We start from the raw sequence: 23,211 nt of genomic DNA, 5'->3' as shown, positions 1-23,211 counted from the left end.
TCCGTTGCTCGGACACGGGCGGTGCGTCGTCCAGGGGTCGCGGTTCGATACCGATTCGGCGGCGGCGCGGGCGGCACGCTCGCCGGTTTCTTTTTCGGGCGGCATCTGTGAGAAGTTTGTCGGCATGGCTCGACTGTTCGGCACCGACGGCGTTCGCGGGGTGGCCAACCAGGCTCTGACCGCGGAACTGGCGCTGGCGCTGAGCTCGGCGGCAGCTCGCCGGCTGGGTAGCGTCGGCGGTCATGCCCGCCGGGTCGCCGTCGTGGGCCGTGACCCGCGGGCCAGCGGCGAGATGCTGGAAGCGGCCGTGATCGCGGGGCTGACCAGCGAAGGCGTCGACGCGTTGCGGGTGGGTGTGCTGCCGACGCCGGCTGTGGCGTGTCTCACCGGCGCATACGACGCCGACTTCGGCGTGATGATCAGCGCGTCGCACAACCCGATGCCCGACAACGGCATCAAGATCTTCGGACCCGGCGGCCACAAGCTCGACGACGCCACCGAGGACCGGATCGAAGAACTGGTCCATCAAGGACCCGGGGACCGGCCGGCCGGCGCGGGCATCGGCCGCGTCGTCGACGCCGAAGATGCCCTCGACCGCTATCTGCGCCACGCCGGCAAGGCGGTCACCACCCGCCTCGACGGTCTGACCGTCGTGGTCGACTGCGCGCACGGTGCCGCCTCGCTGGCCGCGCCCCAGGCCTACCGGGCCGCGGGCGCCAACGTCGTCGCGATCAACGCCGCACCCGACGGCCTCAACATCAACGACCGCTGCGGCTCGACACACATGGAGGCCCTGCAGGCTGCGGTGGTTTCCCACGGCGCCGACCTGGGGATCGCCCACGACGGCGACGCCGACCGGTGCCTGGCCGTCGACGCGAGCGGGCGCATCGTCGACGGCGACGCGATCATGGTGATCCTGGCGCTCGCGATGCAGGAAGCCGGTGAGCTGGCGTCCAACACCCTGGTGACGACGGTGATGAGCAATCTCGGGCTGCATCTGGCCATGCGCGCGGCGAGTATCACGGTCCGCACCACCAGCGTCGGCGACCGCTATGTGCTCGAGGAACTGCGCGCGGGCGAGTTCTCGCTCGGCGGCGAGCAGTCGGGCCACATCGTCATGCCGTCGTTGGGCACCACGGGCGACGGGATCGTCACGGCGTTGCGGTTGATGTCGCGAATGGCGCAGACCCGCAAGCCGCTCGCGGAGCTGGCCGAGCCGATGCAGTCACTGCCCCAGGTGCTGATCAACGTGGCGGTGGCGGACAAGACGACGGTCGCCGAGGCGCCGTCGGTGCGTACCGCCGTGGCCGAGGCCGAAGCCGTGCTGGGTGACACGGGTCGAATCCTGTTGCGGCCCTCGGGAACTGAGCAGGTTGTCCGAGTGATGGTGGAGGCGGCCGACGAGGACACCGCACGGCAGTTGGCTGTGCGGGTGGCCGAGCAGGTCAGCGCTGTTCGCTGAGGATGGAACCGAACGGCCGCCGCCCGCGTCCAAACCTGTATGGGAGAACCTGACGTCGCGCACGTCGACGTTGCGGCGTTGCGCAGCGTCGCCGACGAATACCAGACGGTGGCCGAGGTCCTCGACGGCGCCGTGCGCACGCACCTGAGCGGGCTGACGTTCGACGGCGCGACCGCCGGCCGGGCCTATGTCGCGCGAGGAGACGCTGTGCGCGACAACGTGGAACACGTGGCGCATCAAGTTCGGCAGTGGTCGCGCGCGTGCGATGAGATCGCCGCGGTACTGCGGGCATCTGCGAACCGCTACGCCGATGCCGATGCCCGCGCCGGCTCACGAATAGGCTGAGCGATGGCCGAGAAGTTCGACGCTGCAACGCGATTGGCCGAGGGTATGCCGTCCGTCGAGGCCGTGCAGAACTACGTCTGGGCATCCCGCATGCTCGGTTATGAGCACCCCGATCTGACGGCGTCCGCGGCACAAGTGCGCGAGCACTACGCCAGCGAGGAGGGGCTGAACCTCGCAGCGCTGGAAGAGGATTGCTCGGCGTTGCAGGCGGCGGCGACGGCGGCCGCAGAAGCACTCGCCCGTCAGGACGCTCAACGGGTTGCGCTGATCGCGGCGTGGCACGGGCGTGGTGCAGAGGCGTCGCGGGAGTTCTTGCGTCGCCACGGTGAAGCGTCGGCGCTGGCGGCGACCGCCCTGCGTGCCGCTGCGCACAGCCTGGCCGAGCTGCGCGACAAGTTGTGGCAGAGCGTGGACGGGAAAGTCGCGACGGTAATGGCCATCGATGGGCGCGTGGGCGGGCAGCGCGCTGACTGGTTGGCTGCCGCGCAGACCGTGACCACGGGCGCGGGTGATCGCGCGGCGGCCAGCGAACTGGTCGACCAGGAGGTAAAACCGTTTGTCGCCAACGTGATCGGCGGCGAATGGATGACGGCGATGCGCGCTGCGGTCGACGCGATCGGGGCGGCATACGATGCGGCGACGGCTGAGCTCGCGTCGGAGGCTGATGCGACGTTCGACGTGCCGGGTGATCTGGGGCCGGCGTGGACGCCTGCGGCTACCGGCGTAACGGCAACACCGAACGCTACGTCGGTAACGCCTGCCGCGCCTGTTGCTCCGGCCGCGTTGGGCGCACCTGTTGCTCCGGCCGCGCCTGTCGCTCCTGTTGCTCCGGCCGCGCCTGTTGCTCCGGGCGCGTGGGGCGCACCTGGCCCGCCTGCGACTGCACCTGCTGATTTGCCCCCACCAGCGGCAGCGCCAGCGGCGGCCGACCCGGCGGCGGCACCCGCTATGGCTCCGCCGTCGATGCCGTCGCTGGGCGGTGGGTTGCCTGGTATGGGCAGCGGGCTATCGGGTTTCGCGCAGCAACTCGGTGAGACGTTGGGTGGCTTGTTGGGAGGTGCCGAAGAAGTACTCGCCGAACCGGAAGAGATCGAACCGCCTGCGATGGATGAGGGCGAAGACCTTGAGCAGGATGAGCCCGAAGATGAGGAGGCGGACGAGCTTGAGGACGAAGCCGTAGCGGTCGACCCCGATACCGCGTGTGAGGCGCCGTCAGATGACCCTGTGCCGCAGGAGGATCAACTGCTGGCGGATGAGGAGCCGGTGGCCCCCGCTCCCTCGGAGGCATTGCCACCGCCGATTGTCGAGCCGCCGGTCGAATCGGCCGAATCGGCTGAGTCACCGCCGCCGGACCCGGCCGCCGAGGCGTCGGGTACGCCTTGTGAGATCGCCGCGGACGAACTGCCGCAGGTAGGCGAGTGATCCTGCGCTACTGATCGGGTCTCGATTTCTACACCAGGGTTGTGACGGCTGCGTAATCACCGCCCTGGTGCACATTTCGCGAACCATAGAACGGCGGCGCGGTACGGTCCGATCGTGAAATTACGTGTGCGCGAGTTGGCATTCTTCTTCCTGCTGGGCGCGGCGGCATCGCTCGTCGGCGACCACAGCCATGTCGTCACCCGAACGACCGAATACTTCACCGACGCGGTGCCGTTCGTGTGGAGCAGCCCGATTTGGTTTCCAATTCTGGTCGGTGCGGCCACCGCCTCACTCGCCGAGATTCGCCTTCATCTACCGAATCCGCGGACTGACGTAACCGTTCGACAGGGGATCGCTGGTGTCGCCGCGGTGATCGGGACCTATGTCACGACGGCATTGGTGCACGGTGCGCCGACGGTACCGAGCACGACGCTGATCATCGCGATGGCGGTAATCATCTGGTGCGCATGGGGAGACGCGCCGTCGGTGGTGTGCGGTGCACTCGCCGCCGTCGTAGGTCCCGCGGTCGAGATCGCGCTCGCCAAAGCAGGCTTGTTCGCCTATCACGATGACTCCGATGGATTGTTCGGCGTGGGGCCGTGGCTGCCGCCGCTGTATTTCGCATTCGGTGTCGTCGTGGCGATGCTTGGTGAGATCGCGGCCAGGAGAAGGGCATCCGTGGAATTCAGCGGTACGACGGTGGAGTCGCGGCGTTGAGTTTGCGTTCGGTGTTGATGCGTGTGGTGGTGTCGGCGGCGCGGGTGCGTCGTCGGCGGGGCATCTTCAGGTGGCGTTGGGCTGAAGGTGGTGGGGGTGGGTGTGTGGGTGGGGGCAGGTCGGCGGTGGTGGTGTCCCAGTGTGGGAACAGCATGCGGCTGAGCGGGTGGGTGGTGTAGGTGTGTCCGCTGGGGGAGGTCCATTCGATGCTGCCGTCGGGGTATTGGTGGTCTTGCCAGCCGCAGAAGGTTTTGAGTAAGTGATGCAGGCGGCATAAGCATTTGGTGTTGGAGGGGTGGGTGCGCCCGGCCGGATAGGGGATGGTGTGGTCGATGTCGCAGTGTTGGGCGGGGCGGTCACAGCCGGGGAAGCGACAGGTCAGATCGCGCATGCGGATGAAGCGTTGGCAGGCCCGCGGCGGCCGGTAGCCCGCGTCGGCGATGTCCTCGGGGCGATACACGTTGCGCACGGTGGCGCCGTTGGCGATCAGTTCGGCCAACAAGGCTGGGGGGATCACCCCGCCACCGCCGAGGATGATCGCCGCCGCAGCGCCCGGTTGCGGCTGCGGCTCATAGACCGACCCGACGGCAGGTTTATTTGGTGTCGCCGACGCATCCGCGGTGGCCTCGTCATCGACCGGTGGTGGTGGCTCATCGTCGACCGGTGGTGGTGGCTCGTCGTCGAGCGGCGGTGGCGGCGGCTCATCGTCCACGGGTGGCGGCTCATCGTCGACCGGCGGGGTGGGTTCGTCGGTGGGGGTGGGCGGATCGGGTCTGCGTGATTCGGGCTTGGTCGTGGTGTTCTCAGACCCACCGACGTCAGCGGTGTCGGTATTGGTAGCGGTAGTCGTCTCGCTGTCGTCGGGCACCACCACGGAGTCGGCGTCTTCGGGGATGAGGTTGGCACCAGGGGAGCATCCGGCGGTGGTCTTGCTCGCAGTGGTGGGGGTGGTGGTGATGGCGTGGATGACGATGGCGGTGGCGCGCGGGTCGGGGGCCCCGGCGCGTGGGCACTGTGGGCTGTTGCAGTGACAGGCCAGCTGCTCGGCTCCGGCGGCGATCGCACCCAGGGCGGCGGCGCGGCGTTGACCGGCGCTGCGCGGATCCGCATCGCACACGCTGGTGCTCAGCTCGAGGATGCGTTGGTGTAGCAGCGCGGCATCGGGGGCGGTGAGTCGGCCATAGACCGAGGCGGTGCCGGTGGCGTCATCGGGTTTGCCGATCTGCACATCGCAGTGGCGCGCGGCTTCATGAAAGCGCCGCCGCGCATCGGGGTCGTGGGTTTCCACGATCGCGTCGATGGCCAACTGCAGGCGCTGTTGTGACAGGGCTCCCCACCCGCGGGCGTGCTCGGCGATCGCGGTATCGATACGGGCGGCCAACTCGGCGCTGATGACCAGGTGGGTGCGCCAGGTGATGGTGGACACCAACGTCGCGCTGATCGCCCCGGTGCTGAACAGGGCGGCGACCTTGGGTAGCCGCTCGCGCAAAGCGAGCCCGATGGCCAGTTGTTGTTTGGCGCGGTGGTCGCTGATGCCCATCGCCGCCGACACCTCAGCACCCGCACAGGCCCACAGATCCACCAGCCACTGTTGGCGGTCGTCGTCGTCGGGTTCGGTCGCGCGCGCCGCCAACTCGCCGATCGCGGCCAGCCGCCGCGCCGCGGCCTGGGCTTCGACACGGGTGCAGGCCTGGATCTCGGCCACCAGATCGGCCTCCTCGACCGACCGAAACTCAAACCCGAACATACGTTCGATACTGCCAAAGGGGTCTGACAAAACAGACCCCGCAGGTCAGCGGCTTATCGGAGGTTCAGGGGTCGCGGGCTTCTAGCCGGCTGCGGCTCCAGCCGGACGTCTCCGCCGAGACGGCCGGCGTCGACGCGGGCGCTGCGGCGCGGTGGGCTCCGGCCGGTTGGCCACAAAGGCCTTCGAGAACGTCCGTTCGCCCGGCGCAATCTCGTGCAAAACCGGGTGTGACGCACCGTTGAACCGCGTGATCGTCGGTTTCACGCCCGCTTTGCGGACCAGCCGGCGCACGTCGTGCACCTGGTCGTCGAGCATCAGCGTCACCACCGTGCCGTCGGCCCCCGCGCGTGCGGTCCGGCCGGATCGATGCAGGTACGCCTTGTGCTCCACCGGCGGATCGGCGTGTACGACGAGGTTCACGTTGTCGACATGGATTCCCCGTGCAGCGATGTCCGTCGCCACCATCACGGTCGCCGAACCGTCCGAGAACGCCGCGAGGTTGCGTGTGCGAGCATTCTGAGACAGGTTGCCGTGCAACTCGACTGCGGGAATACCGCGCGAATTCAACTGCCGGGTAAGAGCTTTGGCTCCGTGCTTGGTGCGAGCGAAGACGATGGTGCGACCGGGTGATGCGGCAAGGTCGGTCAGCACGTTGATGCGCGCCGCCTTGTCGACATGCAGCACATGATGTTCCATCGCCGTGACCGGTGCCTCCACCGAATCCACGCTGTGCACCACAGGGTTGTTCAGGTACCGCTTGACCAACACGTCCACGCCGCCATCCAATGTGGCGGAGAACAGCATTCGCTGCCCATCGCGCGGAGTCTTGTCCAGCAACCGTTTCACCGGCGGCAAGAACCCCAGATCGGCCATGTGGTCGGCCTCGTCGAGGATCGAGATCTCGACGGCGGACAAGTCGGCATGGCCCGACCGCACATGGTCTTCCAGGCGACCGGGGCATGCGATCACGACGTCGACGCCGGCACGCAGCTTCTGAATCTGCGGTTGGGGACCGACGCCGCCGAAGATCGTCACCGTGCGAAGGTCGGTCGCGGCGGCCAGCGGCGCCAGCGATGCGGCGATCTGCGACACGAGTTCGCGTGTGGGCGCGAGGATGACCGCCCGCGGCCGGCCGGACACCCGCTTGGCGCGGTGTGCAGTGAGCCTCGTCACCATCGGCAACAGAAACGCGTAAGTCTTACCGGATCCGGTGCGACCCCGGCCGAGCACGTCACGGCCCGCCAGCGAGTCGGGCAGCGTCGCCGCCTGGATCGGGAACGGGGTCTCGGCGCCGTTGGCGGCGAGGACGGCGACGACGGCCTCAGGAAGGCCGAGGTCAGCGAAGGTGGGCACGCTTGTGCCACAAGTGTTTTGAACAGACAAGAAAAAACTCCGAAAGTCAGATGGTCGTCCTGCCCGGCGCGGATCGTTCCGCGGCGCTCGGTATGACGATCGAGAAGCGGCAAAAGGCAGAACAGAAGATGCCGCTGCACCCACTCTACAGGTACGCCGCCGATTCGGTTAATCGGCTACGGCAGCAGCGACTGCAGCTCCTCGACAAAGCGCACCGATTCGCGCCGATCGCCGGCGAGCGGATGCACCAGCATCGTCGTGACGCCGGCCTCCGCGAACGCCGCCAGCCGTTCCTTCACGAATCCCCGTGGCCCGACAAGGGAGACCTGACGGACCAACTCGTCGGGCACCGCGTTGATCGCTTCGACCTTCTTACCCGCGAGGTAGAGGTCCTGGATGTGATCGGCCACTGCGCCGTACCCGTATCGGGTCGCGAGGTTGTGGTAGAAGTTGCGCCCCCGCGCTCCCATGCCGCCGATGTACAACGCCAATTGTGGCTTCGCCCAAGACAACCGATCCTCGACGTCATCACCGATCGCCAACGTCGCGCTGACCATCACATCCAACGGCCCCAGTGAGATATCCCGCTTCGCGAACCCCGCCCGCAGCGATGACCCCCACACCTCGTCGGCCTTCTCCGGGTAGAAGAACACCGGCTGCCAGCCCTCGGCGATCTCCGCGGTCAGCTCCACGTTCTTGGGGCCAAGCGCGGCGATGGTCACCGGAATGCGGTCGCGCACAGGGTGGTTGATCAGGTGCAGCGGTTTGCCCAGGCCGGTGCCCCGGTCCGCCGGCAACGGAATCTGGTAGTGCTTGCCGTCGTACTGCACGTTCTCGCGACGCCAGACCTGCCTGCAGATCTCCACCACCTCGCGGGTGCGGCCCAACGGCGCGTCGAACGGCACACCGTGGAAACCCTCCATCACCTGCGGCCCCGAGGTGCCGATGCCGAGCCGGAACCGGCCGCCGGAGACGTAGTCGAGGCCCGCGGCCGTCATCGCAAGCAAGGTCGGCGTGCGGATGTAGATCGGAACGACGCCGGTGCCCAACTCGATCCGCGACGTCCTGGCCGCCAGGAAGCCCAGCTGGCTGATCGCGTCGAAGGAGTAGGCCTCGGCCACCAGCGCGATGTCGACGCCGACTTTCTCCAGCTCGACGACCTCCTCGACGGCGTCGAGGAAGCCGCCGGCGTAGCTCAGGAAGATTCCGGTGCGCACAGCGGTACGGCTCCTAGGGTTTCAGCAGGGCGACGACCTTGTCCTGCAGGTCCACCGGATCGTCGGAGAACGGGTCGACCGCGGGCGCCTTGGGCAGCGCGGCCTCCGGGTCGGCGAAGTCGCGGTAGGTCTTGTCGCCGGTGAGCAGGTGCAGCAGGTAGCCCGTGATCAGCGCCCGCACCGCCTTCTGAGTGCTGCGATCGGCGCCGGGCAGCCCCACCGCACGGGCCAGCCTGCGGCCTTCGATCAGCCCGCCAGCCTTGGCCTTGTTCATCGTGCGCAGCGTGGCCGTCTTCCAGGCGCGGCTCAGCTCCACCGCATTGGACCGCAATGTCATCGGGTCACCCGGGGCGGTCAGCACCAGGCCGGGCACGGCAAGCGTCGCCGCCGGTTCCTCTGCCGCCGGCCTGGTGACGCTGGGAAACGCCGCGACGACGGCTTTCGGGGCGTGCGGCCCGGCCGGAATCCCAGCCGCCGTGAACACCGCCGCCGAACCGCCGAAACCGTGACCGACGACGCCCAGCTTGGTCGGGTGCACGCTGATCTTGCCGGGCCCCAGCCGCACGCCGGTGATGATGTCCAGCGCGGTGCCCAGGTCAAAGGCGAAATTGATGACCGAGGGGGCCAATCCCGTCTCGGTGTCGGGCGCCGCCGCGACGATGCCCCACGACGCCAGATGCTCCAGCGTGCCGTGATAGCGGTCGGCTTTTGCCACCCAATCGTGACCGAAGGCCACCCCCGGGAGGTTCATCCCCGACTCCGGGGTGAACACGACGCCGGGAAGACCGGCAAATGCCAGGTCACCACGCAAAACGCGGTGCGGTCCGCGCCGGGTCAACGCAGTGAAGAGCTTCTTCGTGCTGGCCACCTCCGAACCGTAGCGCAGCGGGTGTGACGCAGCTCTTGCACTACCCTTTATGGCTATGTGCGGAATCGTCGGCTACGTGGGGCAACGCCCTGCTTGCGACATCGTCGTCGACTCGCTACGCCGGATGGAGTACCGCGGATACGACTCGTCGGGGGTCGCCCTGCTCGACGGCCACGGCGGCCTGACCGTGCGTCGGCGCGCCGGCCGGCTGGCCAACCTGGAAGCCGAGCTCAGCGCCACCGGAGCGGCGAGCCTGGCAGGCACCACCGGGCTCGGCCACACCCGCTGGGCCACCCACGGCAGACCCACCGACCGCAACGCCCATCCGCACCGCGACGGCACCGGCAAGTTCGCCGTCGTCCACAACGGCATCATCGAGAACTACGCCGCGCTGCGCGCCGAGCTCGAGAAGACCGGGGTGGAGTTCGCCAGCGACACCGACACCGAGGTCGCGGTGCACCTGGTGTCCTGGCAGTACCGGCACGGCCCCACGGCCGGCGACTTCGCGGCCTCCGCGCTGGCCGTGCTTCGCCGGCTCGAGGGCCACTTCACGCTGGTGTTCGCCAACGCCGACGATCCGGGCACGATCGTCGCCGCGCGGCGCTCGACTCCGCTGGTCCTCGGCGTCGGTGACGGTGAGATGTTCGTCGGCTCGGATGTGGCGGCATTCATCGAACACACCCGCGACGCCGTCGAACTGGGCCAGGACCAGGCGGTGGTGGTCACCGCGGACGGATATCGCATCACCGACTTCGACGGCGCCGACGACGGCGCAAGCGCCCGGTCGTTTCATATCGACTGGGACATCTCGGCCGCCGAAAAGGGTGGCTACGAGTACTTCATGCTCAAGGAGATCGCGGAGCAACCCGCCGCCGTCTCCGACACCTTGCTCGGTCATTTCGCCGACGGCCGGATCGTGCTCGACGAGCAACGGCTCTCCGATCAGGAGCTGCGCGAGATCGACAAGGTCTTCGTGGTGGCCTGCGGCACCGCCTTCCACTCCGGGCTGCTCGCCAAGTACGCGATCGAGCACTGGACTCGACTGCCCGTGGAGGCCGAGCTGGCCAGCGAATTCCGGTACCGGGACCCGGTTTTGGACCGGCACACCCTCGTCGTGGCGATCTCGCAGTCCGGTGAGACCGCCGACACGCTCGAGGCGGTGCGGCACGCCAAGGAGCAGAAGGCCAAGGTGCTGGCCATCTGTAACACCAACGGAAGCCAGATCCCGCGAGAATGCGACGCGGTGCTCTACACCCGCGCCGGGCCGGAGATCGGCGTCGCGTCCACCAAGACGTTCCTCGCGCAGATCGCCGCCAATTACCTTGTCGGCCTGGCACTTGCGCAGGCCCGCGGCACCAAGTATCCCGACGAGGTGGAACGCGAGTACCGCGAGCTGGAGGCCATGCCCGACCTGGTGTCCAGGGTGCTGGACGTCATGGAGCCGGTGCGTGAACTCGCGCACAAATTCGCGCAGTCGCACACCGTGCTGTTCCTCGGCCGCCACGTCGGCTATCCCGTGGCCCTCGAAGGCGCGCTGAAGCTCAAGGAACTCGCGTATATGCACGCCGAGGGTTTCGCCGCCGGTGAGCTCAAGCACGGCCCCATCGCGCTGATCGAAGACGACCTGCCGGTCATCGTGGTGATGCCCTCGCCGAAGAACGCGCCGATGCTGCACGCCAAGCTGCTGTCCAACATCCGCGAGATCCAGGCGCGCGGCGCGGTCACCATCGTGATCGCCGAGGAGGGCGACGACACGGTCCAGCCGTACGCCGACCACCTGATCGAGATACCGACGGTGTCGACGCTGTTCCAGCCGCTGCTGTCGACCATCCCGCTGCAGGTCTTCGCCGCAGGCGTCGCGCAGGCCCGCGGCTACGACGTCGACAAGCCCCGCAACCTGGCCAAGTCGGTCACCGTCGAATAGTGCCGAGCCGGGTCGGGGACTTCAAGAACGACCGGGCCCGCGCACACTTTCTCGACGTCTATCAGAAGGCGATGACCGGATTGCCGCCGGTCAGCCAAACCCGTGACGTGCCAACACGGTTCGGAACCGTGCGGACGTACCGGTTCGACGGGGCCACCGACGGAACGCCGGTCTTGGTGCTACCGGGGCGCAACGCGTCGACGCCGATGTGGCGGGCCAACATCCCGGCGCTGCTGGAACACCGCCCCGTGCTCGGGGTCGACCTGCTGGGTGAGGCCGGAATGTCCGTGCAGCGCAAGCCGATCACCGGACCCGACGACGAGGCCCAGTGGCTCGACGACGCGCTCGATGCGCTGAGCTTGGACCGCGTGCACCTCATGGGCGTGTCGATCGGCGGCTGGACCGTGGTCAACTATGCGGTACGCCGGCCGGGACGGGCGGCCTCACTGGTGGTGCTCGATCCGGTGTTCACGTTCGCTCCGATCGCCGTCAAGGCGGTGCTGGCCTCGCCGACGCTGTTTCTACCCGGGGTCCCGGACCGCCTGCGCAGGCGAGTGCTCAGCTGGATCTCCGGCGGCGGCGAGGTCGACGCCTCGCTGCCCGAGGCCGCACTGATCTCCGCCGGTTCCACCGATTACGTGATACGCAAGGCGATGCCCAAGCTCATCACCGACGAGCAGTTGAGGTCGCTCGACATCCCGGTGTTGGCGCTCATCGGGGGCCGCAGCGTGATGCACGACGCCGGCCGCGCCGCGGCACGGGCGCGAAAGCTGTTGCCGCGCGGACAGGTCGAACTGTGGCCGGACGCCTCCCACGCCATCAACGGCGAATACGCGACCGAGATCGCCGATCGTGCGGGTGCGTTCTGGGATCACGTCGATCTCCGGAACTGAACTTGTGCAGCAAACGTCAGCCTCGGCGACCGGGACCGACGTAGGGTAACGGGGATGCGGTACTACTACTCGGCTGATGTGATTCGCGCGGCCGAAGCTCCGCTATTGGCGTCCCTGCTCGACGGTGCCCTGATGCGCCGCGCCGCCTACGGGCTGACCGCCGCGATCGCCCGCGAACTCGTCCAGCTCACGGGTGGTGTCGCCGGCCGCAGTGTCTGCGCGGTCGTCGGCTCCGGCGACAACGGCGGCGACGCGCTGTGGGCCGCGACCTTCCTGAAAAGGCGCGGCGCGACGGTGTCGGCGGTGCTGATGAACCCGGAACGCACCCATGCCAAGGCGCTGGCCGCGTTCACCGGCGCCGGGGGCCGCATCGTGCAAAGCGTGCCGGTGACAACCGATCTGGTGATCGACGGCATCGTCGGCATCTCGGGGTCCGGACCCCTGCGCCCCAACGCCGCGGAGGTGTTCGCCGCCGTCGACGCCGCAGGCATCCCGGTTGCCGCCGTCGACATCCCCAGCGGCGTCGACGTCCACACCGGAGCCACCGACGGCGCGCACGTCACCGCCAAGCTGACCGTCACCTTCGGCGGCCTCAAACCCGTTCACGCGTTGGCCGATTGCGGCCGCGTCGAACTGGTCGATATCGGTCTGGACCTACCGCCCTCGGACATGTTCGAGATGGAGGCCGCAGACGTCAAGGCGCGTTGGCCGGTGCCCCGGCCCACCGACGACAAGTACACCCAGGGCGTCACCGGGGTGCTGGCCGGCTCGGCGACCTATCCCGGTGCCGCGGTGCTCTGCACCGGGGCCGCGGTGGCGGCGACGTCGGGCATGGTGCGTTACGCCGGTAGTGCTGCGCAACAGGTACTTTCGCACTGGCCGGAGGTGATCGCCGCGCCCAGCGCGGGCGCGTCCGGCCGGGTACAGGCGTGGGTGGTCGGTCCCGGGCTGGGCACCGACGAGGCAGGCGCCTCCGCCGTGTGGTTCGCCCTGCAGACCGACCTGCCGGTGATCGTCGACGCCGACGCGCTGACCATCCTCGCCGCGCATCCCGACCTCGTCGCCGAGCGCGCCGCACCCACCGTGTTGACCCCGCACGCAGGCGAATTCGCGCGGTTGGCCGGTGCGCCGCCGGGCCAGGACCGCGTCGGCGCCACCCGTAAACTGGCCGACCGGTTCGGCGCCACGGTGCTGCTCAAGGGCCACGTCACCGTCATCGCCGAACCCGGCGGCCGGGTCTGCCTCAGCCCGGCGCGCCAATCATGGGCTGCCACAGCGGGATCCGGTGATGTGCTGTCGGGCATGATCGGGGCGCTGCTGGCGTCGGGCCTGCCCGCCGGGGAAGCGGCCGCCGCTGCGGCGTTCGTCCACAGCCGCGCGGCGAACTTCTCCGCGCTCGACCCGGGGCCGCAGGCCGCCCCCACCTCCGCGTCGCGCATCCTCGCGCACATCCGCAGTGCCATCGCCAGTTTGTAGACGAAAGGGTATGTCATGTCGCGAAAGCGCACGTCCGCACCGGTTGTCGCTCCCGCCTATACGGGACGGCTGGAGATGGCGCCGGTTCCGTCACTTCGCATGCCCGACGAATCGATGCACCCGGACGCGGCGTACCGGTTCATCCACGACGAGCTGATGCTCGACGGCAGTTCCCGGCTGAACCTGGCGACGTTCGTCACGACGTGGATGGATCCGCAGGCCGGGCAGTTGATGGCCGAGACGTTCGACAAGAACATGATCGACAAAGACGAGTATCCGGCGACCGCGGCGATCGAGCAGCGCTGTGTGTGCATGGTGGCCGACCTCTTCCACGCCGAAGACCTGCGCGACGACGACCCGTCCAGCGCGATCGGCGTGTCGACCATCGGCTCCAGCGAGGCCGTCATGCTCGCCGGGCTCGCGATGAAATGGCGGTGGCGGGAACGGGTCGGCAAGGATTGGAAAGGGCGCACGCCGAACCTGGTGATGGGCTCCAACGTGCAGGTGGTGTGGGAGAAGTTCTGCCGATACTTCGACGTCGAACCGCGGTATCTGCCGATGGAGAAGGACCGCTACGTCATCACCCCAGAGCAGGTGCTCGACAACGTCGACGAGGACACCATCGGCGTGATCGCGATCCTGGGCACCACCTACACCGGTGAACTCGAGCCGGTCGGCGAGATCTGCGCCGCCCTGGACAAGCTGGCGGCCGACGGCGGAGTGGACGTGCCCGTGCACGTGGACGCGGCCAGCGGCGGGTTCGTGGTGCCGTTCCTGCATCCCGACCTGGAGTGGGACTTCCGGCTGCCGCGGGTGGTGTCGATCAACGTCAGCGGCCACAAGTACGGCCTGACGTATCCGGGCATCGGGTTCGTGGTGTGGCGCAGCGCCGAGCACCTGCCCGAGGACCTGGTGTTCCGGGTCAACTACCTCGGCGGCGACATGCCGACGTTCACGCTGAACTTCTCCCGGCCCGGCAACCAGGTGGTCGGTCAGTACTACAACTTCCTGCGTCTCGGCCGCGCGGGATACGGCCAGGTCATGCACAGCTTGTCGCAGACTGCGCGCTGGCTCGGCGACCAGCTACGCGACAGCGAGCACTTCGAGGTGATCACCGACGGTTCGGCGATCCCGGTCGTTGCCTTCAAGCTGGCGGGTGATTTCGGCTACACCGAGTTCGACGTCTCACACACCCTGCGCGCCTACGGCTGGCAGGTGCCTGCCTACACCATGCCGGAGAACGCGAACGACGTCGCCGTGCTGCGCATCGTGGTCCGGGAGGGCTTTTCGGCTGACATGGCCCGCGCGCTGCGCGACGATCTGACCACGGTGCTGAGCAGCCTCGACGAGCTCAAACCGGGCGGACACTTCAACAACATGCAGCCCTTCGCGCACTGAGGTTTCAGCTGTCACACAGCAGCCGCCACATCGTCAACGCGACGCTGGCGCGCAACAGCCCGTCCGGATCGGTGAGGCTGAAACCCAGTGCCTTGCCGAGCTGCTCGAGTCGGCGCGCCACGCTGCTGTGATGCAGGTGCAACACATCGGCAGCACGACGCAACGAACCGGTCGTGCAATAGGCGTCGAGGGTGTCGAGATCTTCAGGGGCGACCGCCAATCGGGCAATGGCAGCCACATCGGCGTTGTCCCGGGCCACACCGGCGGGCACCTGCGCCAGTAATGCCAGGGCACCCAGCGCGTCATAGCGCACCACGGGCTGTCGGCCGGTGGTGAAGCGCAAGGCGGTTCGCGCTTCGTGCCACGACCGGGCGGCATGCTCGGCGACGCCGACGCCTGCGCGCACACCCGCGGGAAAGGCCGCGTCGTCCACCTCGCAGGCCATGAGCACCCCGACATCGGCGAGTTGCGCCGCTTTGACCGGTCGGGCTGTGCACACGGCGGTACCGACCCGGTCCAACGGAATCGACGAACGCACTGCGGCGACCCGAATCGGTGCACCGGGCGCGAAACCCAGCAGCCGCAACGCGCGGTTTCGGCTCGCGTCGTCGGCGTCGCTGCTGATCACCAGTTCGACGAGAGCGGGATCGGCCATCGTGGTCTGCGCCGGCCCGTACCGTTCGACGACCGCAGCGACCGCGATCGCAAGGCGCTCCAACAGCAGTTCGTCAAGGGACCGGCCGGGCCCGTGACGCTCCAGCCAAACGGCGCCGATGTCCTCCTCGTCGAGGATGACGGTGGCTTCAGACGAGACCATCGGCACCGGATCGGTCACCTCGGTGCCGGCGGACGACATTCGGATCGAGCGACCGGTGGCGTGCAGACGGATGCCGGCCGTGCATTCAGCCAGGCCCGCCGCCGCCCGCGCCAGCGCAGGCAGGTCCACCCGCCTGCGCATCAGGGTGTCGAAAAACGTGACCACGCGCAGCGCGCCTTCGGCGTCGGAGTCCAGTCGCGACAGCCGCGCCACCAACGCTTCCATGCATGCAGAATATGCGCCGACCGTCGGATGATCACGTGTCGATTTCCGACGAATGGCGGATGCAGCGGGACGGACGCGCGCCGAGCATAGACAACCATGGATCCCGAACTCGAAGCGTTTGTCGCATTGTTTCCGCGCGCGGAACTGTCCGATCCCATCGAAGAACGGAAGAACTTCGCCGCGCTGGCCGCCGCAATACCGGTGCCCGACGTGCCCGGCGTGTCGGTCGAGGACCGCACGGTGCCCGCCGAACCGCAGGTGCCGATCCGCGTCTACCGGCCCGCGGACGCGAACGCCGCGATCATCTGGCTGCACGGCGGCGGGTTCGTGATGGGCGACTTGGCAACCGAGCACCCGTGGGCGACCAGGCTCGCCGCCGAGTCCGGGGTGACGGTGGTGTCCGTCGGTTACCGGCTGGCCCCGGAGAACCCGTTTCCGGCCGCGGTCGACGACGCCTACGCGGTGCTGCGGTGGACCGCTGAGCACGCGGTGGAGTTGGGCGTGCACCCCGAACTGATCGCGGTCGGCGGCCACAGCGCCGGCGCCGCGCTCGCCGCCGCGATCGCGCTGCGCGCCCGCGACGAGGGTGGCCCGGCAATCCGCTTCCAACTGCTCAACCAGCCGGGCCTCGACGACCGACAGGAGACCTGGTCGGCGCGCAATTTCACCGAGACCCCGTGGATGAATCGGGACAAGGTGACCGCGATCTGGAAGCACTACCTCGGCGGTGCGCCCGCCTGCCCATACGCCGCGCCTGCCCGAGCCACGGATTTGTCCGGCCTGCCCCCGGCCTACATCGCGACCGCGGAGTTCTGTCCGAACCGTGACGAAGGGCTCGTCTACGCGATGCGGCTGATGGCGGCGGGTGTCCCGGTTGAGGCACACCAATGGGCGGGTACGTTCCACGGCTCGCAGGCGATCCTGTCAGCCGAGGTGTCGCAGCGGCAGATCGCCGAACTCGCAGGAGTGCTGCGCCGGGCGCTGGCGAACTGAAAACACCATCACAAGAAGGGAATTCGATATGACTGTGAGCCCCATCGATCTGTACTCGGCGGCGATCCGCCTCACCGGGGAGCGTCAGGCTCAGCACACCGAACGCCGGTTCGACGCCGTGCGCGACGGATGGCACATCATGGCGTTCCGTACCGAGACGAACGATGACTCGCACGCCGATCACTGGGAGATGCATCCCGGGGCCGACGAAGTCGTGTCCTGCCTGACCGGCGCGATCCGCATGTACTTCCGCACCGAGGGCGCCGGCGACGACGAAGAGATACCGTTGGCCGCGGGCGCTGCGGTGATCGTGCCGAAGGGGCGCTGGCACCGCATCGAGGTCGACGTCCCCAGCGACATCCTGGCGGTCACTGTGCTCGAAAACACTCAGCTCCAGCCGCGGGGGAGCGCGTAGGGCGGTCGCGTGCGGCGACCGGCGCCGTCCGTCTGGGACAATCGGCCGTAGTGACCATTCACACGACCGAGTCGACGACCTCCACCGTGGCGCCCGCCGAGGCGGTGGTGGACCTCGACGCCATCGCCCATAACGTGCGGCTGCTGCGCGAGCGTGCCGGATCCGCGCAGGTAATGGCCATCGTCAAGGCCGACGGTTACGGTCACGGCGCCACCGAGGTCGCTGGGGCCGCCCTGGCCGCGGGGGCCACCGAACTGGGGGTCGCCACCGTGGGGGAGGCGGTGGCGCTGCGCAGGGATGGGGTCACCGCGCCCGTGCTGGCCTGGCTGCATCCCCCTGGCACCGACTTCGCGCCCGCGCTGAGCGCCGGTGTCGAGATTGGGTTGTCATCGGTGCGCCAGCTCGACGAGTTGCTCGACGCGGTCGGCCGTACCGGCGTCACCGCGACCGTCACCGTCAAGGTCGACACCGGCCTGAGCCGCAACGGCAGCAGCGCGCGCGATTATCCGGCGCTGCTGGCCGCGTTGAAGCGCGCACAGGTCGACGGCGCCGTGCGGGTGCGAGGCCTGATGTCGCATCTGGTGCACGGCGACGATCCGGATCATCCCCTCAACACCCGGCAGGGCGAGCGGCTGCGGGAGATGCTGCGTCACTCGCGCGAGCAGGGGGTGCCGTTCGAGATCGCCCACCTGAGCAATTCGCCGGCTGCGCTGACGCGCCCCGACCTGGCCTTCGACTTCGTCCGGCCGGGGATCGCGGTGTACGGCCAGACCCCGATCCCCGAACGCGGCGACATGGGCCTGCGTCCGGCGATGACACTGAAATGCCCTGTGGCCATGGTTCGTTCGATCAAAGCCGGCGATGGAGTGTCCTATGGCCACACCTGGGTCGCCGAGCACGACACCACGCTGGGGCTGCTGCCGATCGGATACGCCGACGGCGTCTTCCGGGTGTTGAGCGGCCGCATCGACGTGCTGATCAACGGCCGGTTGCGGCGCAACGTCGGCCGGATCTGCATGGACCAGTTCGTGGTGGACCTCGGCCCCGACGGCGACGTGTCCGAAGGCGACGAGGCGATACTGTTCGGGCCGGGCACCCACGGCGAGCCCACCGCGCAGAATTGGGCTGACCTTCTGGGCACCATCAACTACGAGGTGGTCACCAGCCCACGTGGACGGGTGGTCAGGAGCTACCGCGGTCGTCGACAGACAGGCAAGAATCGTTGACGGACAACGAAATCGAGCCACCGCGTGACCGTGGCGCGGCCGCCCGCTGGCTGGCCGGCGGGGCGGGCCTGGCCACGGTAGGCAGCGCTGCCGGCTTTTCGGTCGCCCGGTCGCTGCGCCGCAGGCTCAGCGCCGACGATCCGCATGCGTACGAGGACTTCACGCTGCTCGACGCCGATCGCAGCTACGTGGTGACCACGCCCGACGGGGTGTCGCTGGCCGTGCGCGAGGTCGGACCCAAAGACGCGTTTCTGACCGTCGTCTTCGCGCACGGATTCTGTCTACGCATGGGCGCCTTCCACTTTCAGCGCGCCCGGCTCACCCAGCAGTGGGGCGACCAGGTGCGCATGGTGTTCTACGACCAACGCGGCCACGGCCTGTCCGAAGAGTCTCCACCGGAGGACTACACGGTCGCTCAACTGGGCAGGGACCTGGAGGCCGTGCTGGCGGTGATGGCGCGCCGCGGTCCCGTGGTGCTGGTCGGGCATTCGATGGGCGGCATGACCGTGTTGTCCCACGCCCGCCAGTTTCCGCAGCGGTACCCGACGCGCATCGTCGGTGTCGCGCTGATCTCCTCTGCCGCGGAAGGGGTCTCGCGCTCGCCACTCGGCGAGATCCTCAAGAATCCGGCGCTGGAGGCGGTGCGCTTCGCCGTGCGATACGCCCCGGGAGCCGTGCACCGCACCCGCGGCCTCGCCAAGTCGGTGGTCGGGCCGATCCTGCGGGCGGGCTCTTACGGTGACGAGGAGATCAGCCCGAGCGTCGTCGCGTTCTCCGAGGAGATGATGCACAACACCCCGATCGCGACGGTGGTGGAGTTCTTGCACGCACTCGAGGTTCACGACGAGACCGCGGGATTGGCCACGCTTGCCAAGATTCCCGCTCTGGTCGCCTGCGGTGACCGAGATCTCCTCACCCCCAAGGAGTACTCCCAACACATGGCGGACGCGCTGCAGAAGTCCGAACTGGTCATCGTGCCCGGCGCGGGGCATCTGGTGCAGCTCGAACGACCGGACGTCATCGACGACGCGCTGGTGCGGCTGGTCGAGCGGGCGACGCCGTCCAAGCTGGTCGCGCTCGGCCGGCGGGTGCGTGAACGGGTCCGAAATGACTGAACGGACCTCGGGCACAGCGCAGTTGCCCACCGCGGAAGACACCGTCGCGCTGGGAGCCCGGCTGGGCGCACAGCTGCGTGCGGGAGACGTGGTGGTGTTGTCGGGACCGCTGGGCGCCGGGAAGACGGTGCTGGCCAAGGGAATCGCGCAGGCGATGGACGTCGAGGGTCCGGTCATCTCGCCGACGTTCGTGCTCGCCAGGGTGCACCGTGCGCGAAAGCCGGGAGCCCCGGCGATGATTCACGTCGACCTGTACCGGCTGCTGGATCAGCCGTCGGTGGACCTGCTCGCCGAACTGGACTCGCTGGACCTCGACACCGACCTCGAGGACGCCGTCGTGGTGGTCGAATGGGGTGAAGGGGTGGCCGAACGGCTCTCCGACAGCCATCTCGACGTGCGGCTGGAACGCGGCTGTCAGGGCGAGACGCGAACGGCGGTGTGGGAGTGGAGCGCACCGTGAGCTTGCTGGTTCTGGCCATCGACACCGCGACCCCGGCGGTCACCGCCGGCGTGCTGCGCGTCGAGCAGCCGCGAAATAGCATTCCAGGTCGTCGAAACGACGAATCAGCAACCCGGAATGCTATTTCGGCCCGGATATTGGGCCAGCGGGTGACCGTCGATGCGCGCGCACACGCCGAGCGGCTGACCCCCAACGTCGTCGATGCGCTGGCCGACGCGCAGGTCAGGATCGACGAGCTGGACGCGATCGTGGTGGGTTGCGGGCCGGGACCGTTCACGGGGCTGCGGGTCGGAATGGCGACCGCGGCGGCGTTCGGTCATGCGCTGGGCGTGCCGGTGCACGGCGTGTGCAGCCTGGACGCGATCGGCGTCGAGACCACCGGCCAGGTGCTGGTCGTCACCGACGCCCGCCGGCGCGAGGTGTACTGGGCGCGCTACCGCGACGGCGTGCGGGTGGCTGGCCCCGCCGTCAACGCTCCCGCCGACGTGCCCGGGGCAGCCGAGGTCCTGGCCGGCCCTCCGACCTATCCGACCCCGACGGGCCTGGTGCGGGCGGTGGCGGACTGGTCGGCCGAGCCCGCGCCGCTGGTCCCGCTCTACCTGCGACGCCCCGACGCCAAACCGCCTGCGGGCGCCCGATGAACGTCGAATACGGCAAGCTGACGCCGCATGACGCGGCGCGGTGCGCCGAGCTGGAGGCGCAGCTGTTCGACGGCGACGATCCGTGGCCTGCGCGAGCGTTTCTGGCCGAACTGGCCGCCAAGCACATCCATTACGTGGCGGCGCGCACCGATGACAAACTCGTCGGCTACGCCGGCATCGCGCGCCTCGGCCGAAAACGGCCCTACGAGTACGAGATCCACACCGTCGGCGTCGACCCGGCATACCAAGGCCAGGGCATCGGCAGGCAGCTGGTCACGAGGCTGCTCGAAATCGCTTCGGGGGCAACGGTCTTTCTTGAGGTTCGCACCGACAACGAAGCTGCGATCAAGCTGTACGAGAGCTTGGGGTTCGTCATCCTCGGGGTGCGCAAGCGCTACTACCGTGTCAGCGGCGCCGACGCCTATACGATGAGACGAGATCCATCATGACCGTCATCCTGGCCATCGAGAGTTCCTGCGACGAGACCGGCGTCGGCATCGCCCGACTCGATCCCGACGGCACGGTGACGTTGCTCGCCGACGAGGTGGCCTCCAGTGTCGACGAGCATGCCCGGTTCGGTGGCGTCGTCCCCGAGATCGCCTCGCGGGCGCATCTGGAGGCGCTCGGCCCGACGATGCGGCGCGCGCTGCACGCGGCCAACGTCCCCAAGCCCGACGTCGTCGCGGCCACCATCGGCCCCGGGCTGGCGGGGGCGCTGCTGGTGGGAGTCGCTGCGGCCAAGGCGTATTCGGCGGCCTGGCAGGTGCCGTTCTACGCCGTCAACCACCTGGGCGGGCACCTGGCCGCCGACGTCTACGACCACGGCCCGCTGCCGGAGTGCGTGGGGCTGCTGGTCTCTGGCGGGCACACCAACCTGCTGCACGTGCGGTCGCTGGGCGAGCCGATCATCGAACTCGGCAGCACGGTCGACGACGCGGCCGGGGAAGCCTACGACAAGGTGGCGCGGCTGCTCGGCCTCGGCTATCCGGGCGGCAAGGTGCTCGATGACCTGGCCCGCACCGGTGACCGCGACGCGATCGTCTTCCCCCGCGGCATGACCGGGCCGCGTGACGACCCCTACGGGTTCAGCTTCTCCGGGCTCAAGACCGCGGTCGCCCGCTACGTCGAGAGCCACCCCGATGCCGCGCAGGCCGACGTGGCGGCGGGTTTCCAGGAGGCCGTCGCCGATGTGCTGACCCTCAAAGCCGTCCGCGCCGCCACCGACCTCGGGGTCAAGACGCTGCTGATCGCCGGTGGGGTGGCGGCCAACTCGCGGCTGCGTGAGCTGGCCGCACAACGCTGCGCGGCCGCCGGGCTGACGTTGCGCATCCCGCGGCCGCGGCTGTGCACGGACAACGGCGCGATGATCGCGTCGTTCGCGGCTCACCTGATCGCCGCGGGCGCGACGCCGTCGGCGCTGGATGTCGCCAGCGACCCGGGCCTGCCGGTGGTGCAAGGACAGGTGGCCTGAGTGACCGCGGACAAGCTTGCCGTCACCGAGCTGCTGTACCGCTACGCCGAGCTCATCGACGCCGGCGACTTCGACGGGGTCGGGCGGCTGCTGGCGCGGGCTACCTTCGGCGGGTCCGGCCCGCAGGGCGTGTCCGGGGCGGAAAACATCGCCAAGCTGTTCGCGTCGACCACGCGCCGCTATCCGGAGCACGGCAATACCCCGCGCACCCGGCACCTGGTGCTCAACCCGATCGTGGAGGTGGACGGCGACACCGCGCAGGCACGTTCGACGTTCTGCGTCGTGCAGAACACCGAGACGGTTCCGCTGCAGCCGATCGTGGTCGGGCGCTATTTCGACCGCTTCACCTGCGACGATGCCGGCTGGCACTTCACCGAGCGCAGGGTCGACGTGGAGATGGTGGGCGACGTGTCGGCCCATCTGAGCATCGATCCGACGGCCTTCGGGAATTAGGCAGTGGGGTGACCTTGAGTGCTAGCACTCTCATGTATAGAGTGCTAGGTGGCAGGCGGCCAACCCACGTGCCGGCACCCGCGACGACGGCGCTTGGGCACGGACGCTATGCCGAACACCTGGTAACACTGGAATCTCTAGGTCCGGGGCCTGGCCCCGGATCTACTACCCGAACCACTGGAGGGCTCCATCGTGGCGAGCGTGAACATCAAGCCACTCGAGGACAAGATCCTCGTACAGGCCAACGAGGCCGAGACCACGACCGCTTCCGGTCTGGTCATTCCGGACACCGCCAAGGAGAAGCCGCAGGAAGGCACCGTCGTCGCAGTCGGCCCCGGCCGCTGGGACGAGGACGGCGAGAAGCGGATCCCGCTGGACGTGTCCGAGGGCGACACCGTCATCTACAGCAAGTACGGCGGCACCGAGATCAAGTACAACGGCGAGGAGTACCTGATCCTGTCGGCCCGCGACGTGCTGGCTGTCGTCAACAAGTAAGCGCCCGTGTTCCGCCCCGGAAATCCCCGTCTGTACGGGTGATCTCCGGGGCGGCATGCGTAACTAGGGAAAGACATC

Annotated in this window: 23 protein-coding genes; 18 read left to right on the top strand and 5 right to left on the bottom strand. The window is 68.6% G+C overall.

Going from position 1 to position 23,211, the window contains the following annotated elements; translation table 11 throughout:
• The first annotated feature begins 124 nt into the window (after positions 1-124).
• The 4 genes from glmM to MELE44368_RS06580 all read left to right on the top strand — a co-directional run bounded on the left by glmM (position 125) and on the right by MELE44368_RS06580 (position 3,946).
• Entirely contained in the window at positions 125-1,462 is a 1,338-nt protein-coding gene (gene glmM, locus MELE44368_RS06595) for a phosphoglucosamine mutase (RefSeq protein WP_128107777.1), read from the top strand.
• A gap of 39 nt (positions 1,463-1,501) precedes the next feature.
• A complete protein-coding gene (locus MELE44368_RS06590) occupies positions 1,502-1,807 on the top strand; it encodes a DUF7162 family protein (RefSeq protein ID WP_128107776.1) in 306 nt (101 codons plus the stop codon).
• Between the two features lie 3 nt (positions 1,808-1,810).
• Positions 1,811-3,229 carry a hypothetical protein gene (locus MELE44368_RS06585; RefSeq protein ID WP_128107775.1) on the top strand — a complete coding sequence of 473 codons (1,419 nt, stop codon included), beginning with the start codon at positions 1,811-1,813 and terminating at the stop codon, positions 3,227-3,229.
• Between the two features lie 114 nt (positions 3,230-3,343).
• Positions 3,344-3,946, top strand: coding sequence for a diacylglycerol-binding protein (locus tag MELE44368_RS06580; RefSeq protein WP_128107774.1), 603 nt, complete (start codon positions 3,344-3,346; stop codon positions 3,944-3,946).
• Here the strand turns inward: MELE44368_RS06580 and MELE44368_RS27300 are convergent.
• From MELE44368_RS27300 to MELE44368_RS06560, 4 genes are all read right to left on the bottom strand, one after another.
• Positions 3,915-5,693: an HNH endonuclease signature motif containing protein gene (locus tag MELE44368_RS27300; RefSeq protein ID WP_128107773.1), complete on the bottom strand. Its 1,779-nt coding sequence runs from the start codon at positions 5,691-5,693 to the stop codon at positions 3,915-3,917. The two genes, MELE44368_RS06580 and MELE44368_RS27300, sit on opposite strands and share 32 nt — an antisense overlap.
• An 81-nt stretch (positions 5,694-5,774) precedes the next feature.
• Positions 5,775-7,046 carry a DEAD/DEAH box helicase gene (locus MELE44368_RS06570; protein ID WP_164890044.1) on the bottom strand — a complete coding sequence of 424 codons (1,272 nt, stop codon included), beginning with the start codon at positions 7,044-7,046 and terminating at the stop codon, positions 5,775-5,777.
• 176 nt (positions 7,047-7,222) lie between these two features.
• A complete protein-coding gene (locus tag MELE44368_RS06565; protein WP_128107771.1) occupies positions 7,223-8,263 on the bottom strand; it encodes an LLM class F420-dependent oxidoreductase in 1,041 nt (346 codons plus the stop codon).
• A gap of 13 nt (positions 8,264-8,276) precedes the next feature.
• Positions 8,277-9,131, bottom strand: a complete 855-nt coding sequence (locus MELE44368_RS06560) for a dienelactone hydrolase family protein (protein WP_128107770.1) — start codon at positions 9,129-9,131, stop codon at positions 8,277-8,279.
• 55 nt (positions 9,132-9,186) lie between these two features.
• Here MELE44368_RS06560 and glmS point away from each other — a divergent pair, with 55 nt between their 5' ends.
• The 4 genes from glmS to MELE44368_RS06540 are packed head-to-tail and all read left to right on the top strand — an operon-like array spanning position 9,187 to position 14,822.
• Complete coding sequence (gene glmS, locus MELE44368_RS06555) at positions 9,187-11,055, top strand: glutamine--fructose-6-phosphate transaminase (isomerizing) (RefSeq protein ID WP_128107769.1); 1,869 nt, start codon at positions 9,187-9,189, stop codon at positions 11,053-11,055.
• Positions 11,055-11,948 carry an alpha/beta fold hydrolase gene (locus MELE44368_RS06550; RefSeq protein WP_164890043.1) on the top strand — a complete coding sequence of 298 codons (894 nt, stop codon included), beginning with the start codon at positions 11,055-11,057 and terminating at the stop codon, positions 11,946-11,948. The genes glmS and MELE44368_RS06550 overlap by 1 nt, the downstream gene beginning before the upstream one ends.
• Positions 11,949-12,002: 54 nt before the next feature.
• Complete coding sequence (locus MELE44368_RS06545) at positions 12,003-13,424, top strand: NAD(P)H-hydrate dehydratase (RefSeq protein WP_128107768.1); 1,422 nt, start codon at positions 12,003-12,005, stop codon at positions 13,422-13,424.
• 15 nt (positions 13,425-13,439) lie between these two features.
• Positions 13,440-14,822, top strand: a complete 1,383-nt coding sequence (locus MELE44368_RS06540; protein ID WP_128107767.1) for a glutamate decarboxylase — start codon at positions 13,440-13,442, stop codon at positions 14,820-14,822.
• 4 nt (positions 14,823-14,826) lie between these two features.
• Here MELE44368_RS06540 and MELE44368_RS06535 read toward each other — a convergent pair whose 3' ends face one another.
• Positions 14,827-15,864 (bottom strand): helix-turn-helix domain-containing protein, encoded by a 1,038-nt coding sequence (locus MELE44368_RS06535; protein ID WP_128107766.1) that lies wholly within the window; start codon positions 15,862-15,864, stop codon positions 14,827-14,829.
• Positions 15,865-15,960: 96 nt separating this feature from the next.
• Between MELE44368_RS06535 and MELE44368_RS06530 the strand changes: the two genes are divergently transcribed.
• The 10 genes from MELE44368_RS06530 to groES all read left to right on the top strand — a co-directional run bounded on the left by MELE44368_RS06530 (position 15,961) and on the right by groES (position 23,133).
• Entirely contained in the window at positions 15,961-16,857 is an 897-nt protein-coding gene (locus MELE44368_RS06530) for an alpha/beta hydrolase (RefSeq protein ID WP_064890165.1), read from the top strand.
• 28 nt (positions 16,858-16,885) lie between these two features.
• Positions 16,886-17,272 (top strand): cupin domain-containing protein, encoded by a 387-nt coding sequence (locus MELE44368_RS06525; protein WP_128107765.1) that lies wholly within the window; start codon positions 16,886-16,888, stop codon positions 17,270-17,272.
• A gap of 56 nt (positions 17,273-17,328) precedes the next feature.
• Positions 17,329-18,498 (top strand): alanine racemase, encoded by a 1,170-nt coding sequence (gene alr / locus MELE44368_RS06520; RefSeq protein ID WP_128107856.1) that lies wholly within the window; start codon positions 17,329-17,331, stop codon positions 18,496-18,498.
• Positions 18,495-19,613 (top strand): alpha/beta fold hydrolase, encoded by a 1,119-nt coding sequence (locus tag MELE44368_RS06515; protein WP_241566502.1) that lies wholly within the window; start codon positions 18,495-18,497, stop codon positions 19,611-19,613. The genes alr and MELE44368_RS06515 overlap by 4 nt, the downstream gene beginning before the upstream one ends.
• Complete coding sequence (gene tsaE / locus MELE44368_RS06510; RefSeq protein WP_128107764.1) at positions 19,606-20,073, top strand: tRNA (adenosine(37)-N6)-threonylcarbamoyltransferase complex ATPase subunit type 1 TsaE; 468 nt, start codon at positions 19,606-19,608, stop codon at positions 20,071-20,073. The genes MELE44368_RS06515 and tsaE overlap by 8 nt, the downstream gene beginning before the upstream one ends.
• A complete protein-coding gene (tsaB, locus tag MELE44368_RS06505) occupies positions 20,070-20,714 on the top strand; it encodes a tRNA (adenosine(37)-N6)-threonylcarbamoyltransferase complex dimerization subunit type 1 TsaB (RefSeq protein ID WP_128107763.1) in 645 nt (214 codons plus the stop codon). Before tsaE ends, tsaB begins: the two co-directional genes overlap by 4 nt.
• Entirely contained in the window at positions 20,711-21,163 is a 453-nt protein-coding gene (gene rimI, locus MELE44368_RS06500; RefSeq protein WP_128107762.1) for a ribosomal protein S18-alanine N-acetyltransferase, read from the top strand. The genes tsaB and rimI overlap by 4 nt, the downstream gene beginning before the upstream one ends.
• Positions 21,160-22,185, top strand: a complete 1,026-nt coding sequence (gene tsaD, locus MELE44368_RS06495; protein WP_128107761.1) for a tRNA (adenosine(37)-N6)-threonylcarbamoyltransferase complex transferase subunit TsaD — start codon at positions 21,160-21,162, stop codon at positions 22,183-22,185. The genes rimI and tsaD overlap by 4 nt, the downstream gene beginning before the upstream one ends.
• Positions 22,186-22,638, top strand: coding sequence for a nuclear transport factor 2 family protein (locus tag MELE44368_RS06490; RefSeq protein ID WP_046754121.1), 453 nt, complete (start codon positions 22,186-22,188; stop codon positions 22,636-22,638).
• A gap of 192 nt (positions 22,639-22,830) precedes the next feature.
• On the top strand, positions 22,831-23,133 hold the full coding sequence (gene groES / locus MELE44368_RS06485) for a co-chaperone GroES (RefSeq protein WP_046754122.1): 303 nt from the start codon (positions 22,831-22,833) through the stop codon (positions 23,131-23,133).
• The last annotated feature ends 78 nt before the right edge of the window (positions 23,134-23,211 follow it).

The sequence above is a fragment of the Mycolicibacterium elephantis DSM 44368 genome (genome assembly GCF_004014805.1).
In the GTDB taxonomy this organism is placed as follows: domain Bacteria; phylum Actinomycetota; class Actinomycetes; order Mycobacteriales; family Mycobacteriaceae; genus Mycobacterium; species Mycobacterium elephantis.
This window is presented reverse-complemented; position numbering and strand designations above follow the sequence as displayed.

Coding starts and splice junctions, on each gene's coding strand:
- glmM (WP_128107777.1), top strand. CDS start 125: ATGGCTCGACTGTTCGGCACCGACGGCGTTCGCGGGGTGGCCAACCAG.
- MELE44368_RS06590 (WP_128107776.1), top strand. CDS start 1,502: ATGGGAGAACCTGACGTCGCGCACGTCGACGTTGCGGCGTTGCGCAGC.
- MELE44368_RS06585 (WP_128107775.1), top strand. CDS start 1,811: ATGGCCGAGAAGTTCGACGCTGCAACGCGATTGGCCGAGGGTATGCCG.
- MELE44368_RS27300 (WP_128107773.1), bottom strand. CDS start 5,693: ATGTTCGGGTTTGAGTTTCGGTCGGTCGAGGAGGCCGATCTGGTGGCC.
- glmS (WP_128107769.1), top strand. CDS start 9,187: ATGTGCGGAATCGTCGGCTACGTGGGGCAACGCCCTGCTTGCGACATC.
- MELE44368_RS06545 (WP_128107768.1), top strand. CDS start 12,003: ATGCGGTACTACTACTCGGCTGATGTGATTCGCGCGGCCGAAGCTCCG.
- MELE44368_RS06540 (WP_128107767.1), top strand. CDS start 13,440: ATGTCGCGAAAGCGCACGTCCGCACCGGTTGTCGCTCCCGCCTATACG.
- MELE44368_RS06535 (WP_128107766.1), bottom strand. CDS start 15,864: ATGGAAGCGTTGGTGGCGCGGCTGTCGCGACTGGACTCCGACGCCGAA.
- MELE44368_RS06530 (WP_064890165.1), top strand. CDS start 15,961: ATGGATCCCGAACTCGAAGCGTTTGTCGCATTGTTTCCGCGCGCGGAA.
- MELE44368_RS06525 (WP_128107765.1), top strand. CDS start 16,886: ATGACTGTGAGCCCCATCGATCTGTACTCGGCGGCGATCCGCCTCACC.
- tsaE (WP_128107764.1), top strand. CDS start 19,606: ATGACTGAACGGACCTCGGGCACAGCGCAGTTGCCCACCGCGGAAGAC.
- rimI (WP_128107762.1), top strand. CDS start 20,711: ATGAACGTCGAATACGGCAAGCTGACGCCGCATGACGCGGCGCGGTGC.
- tsaD (WP_128107761.1), top strand. CDS start 21,160: ATGACCGTCATCCTGGCCATCGAGAGTTCCTGCGACGAGACCGGCGTC.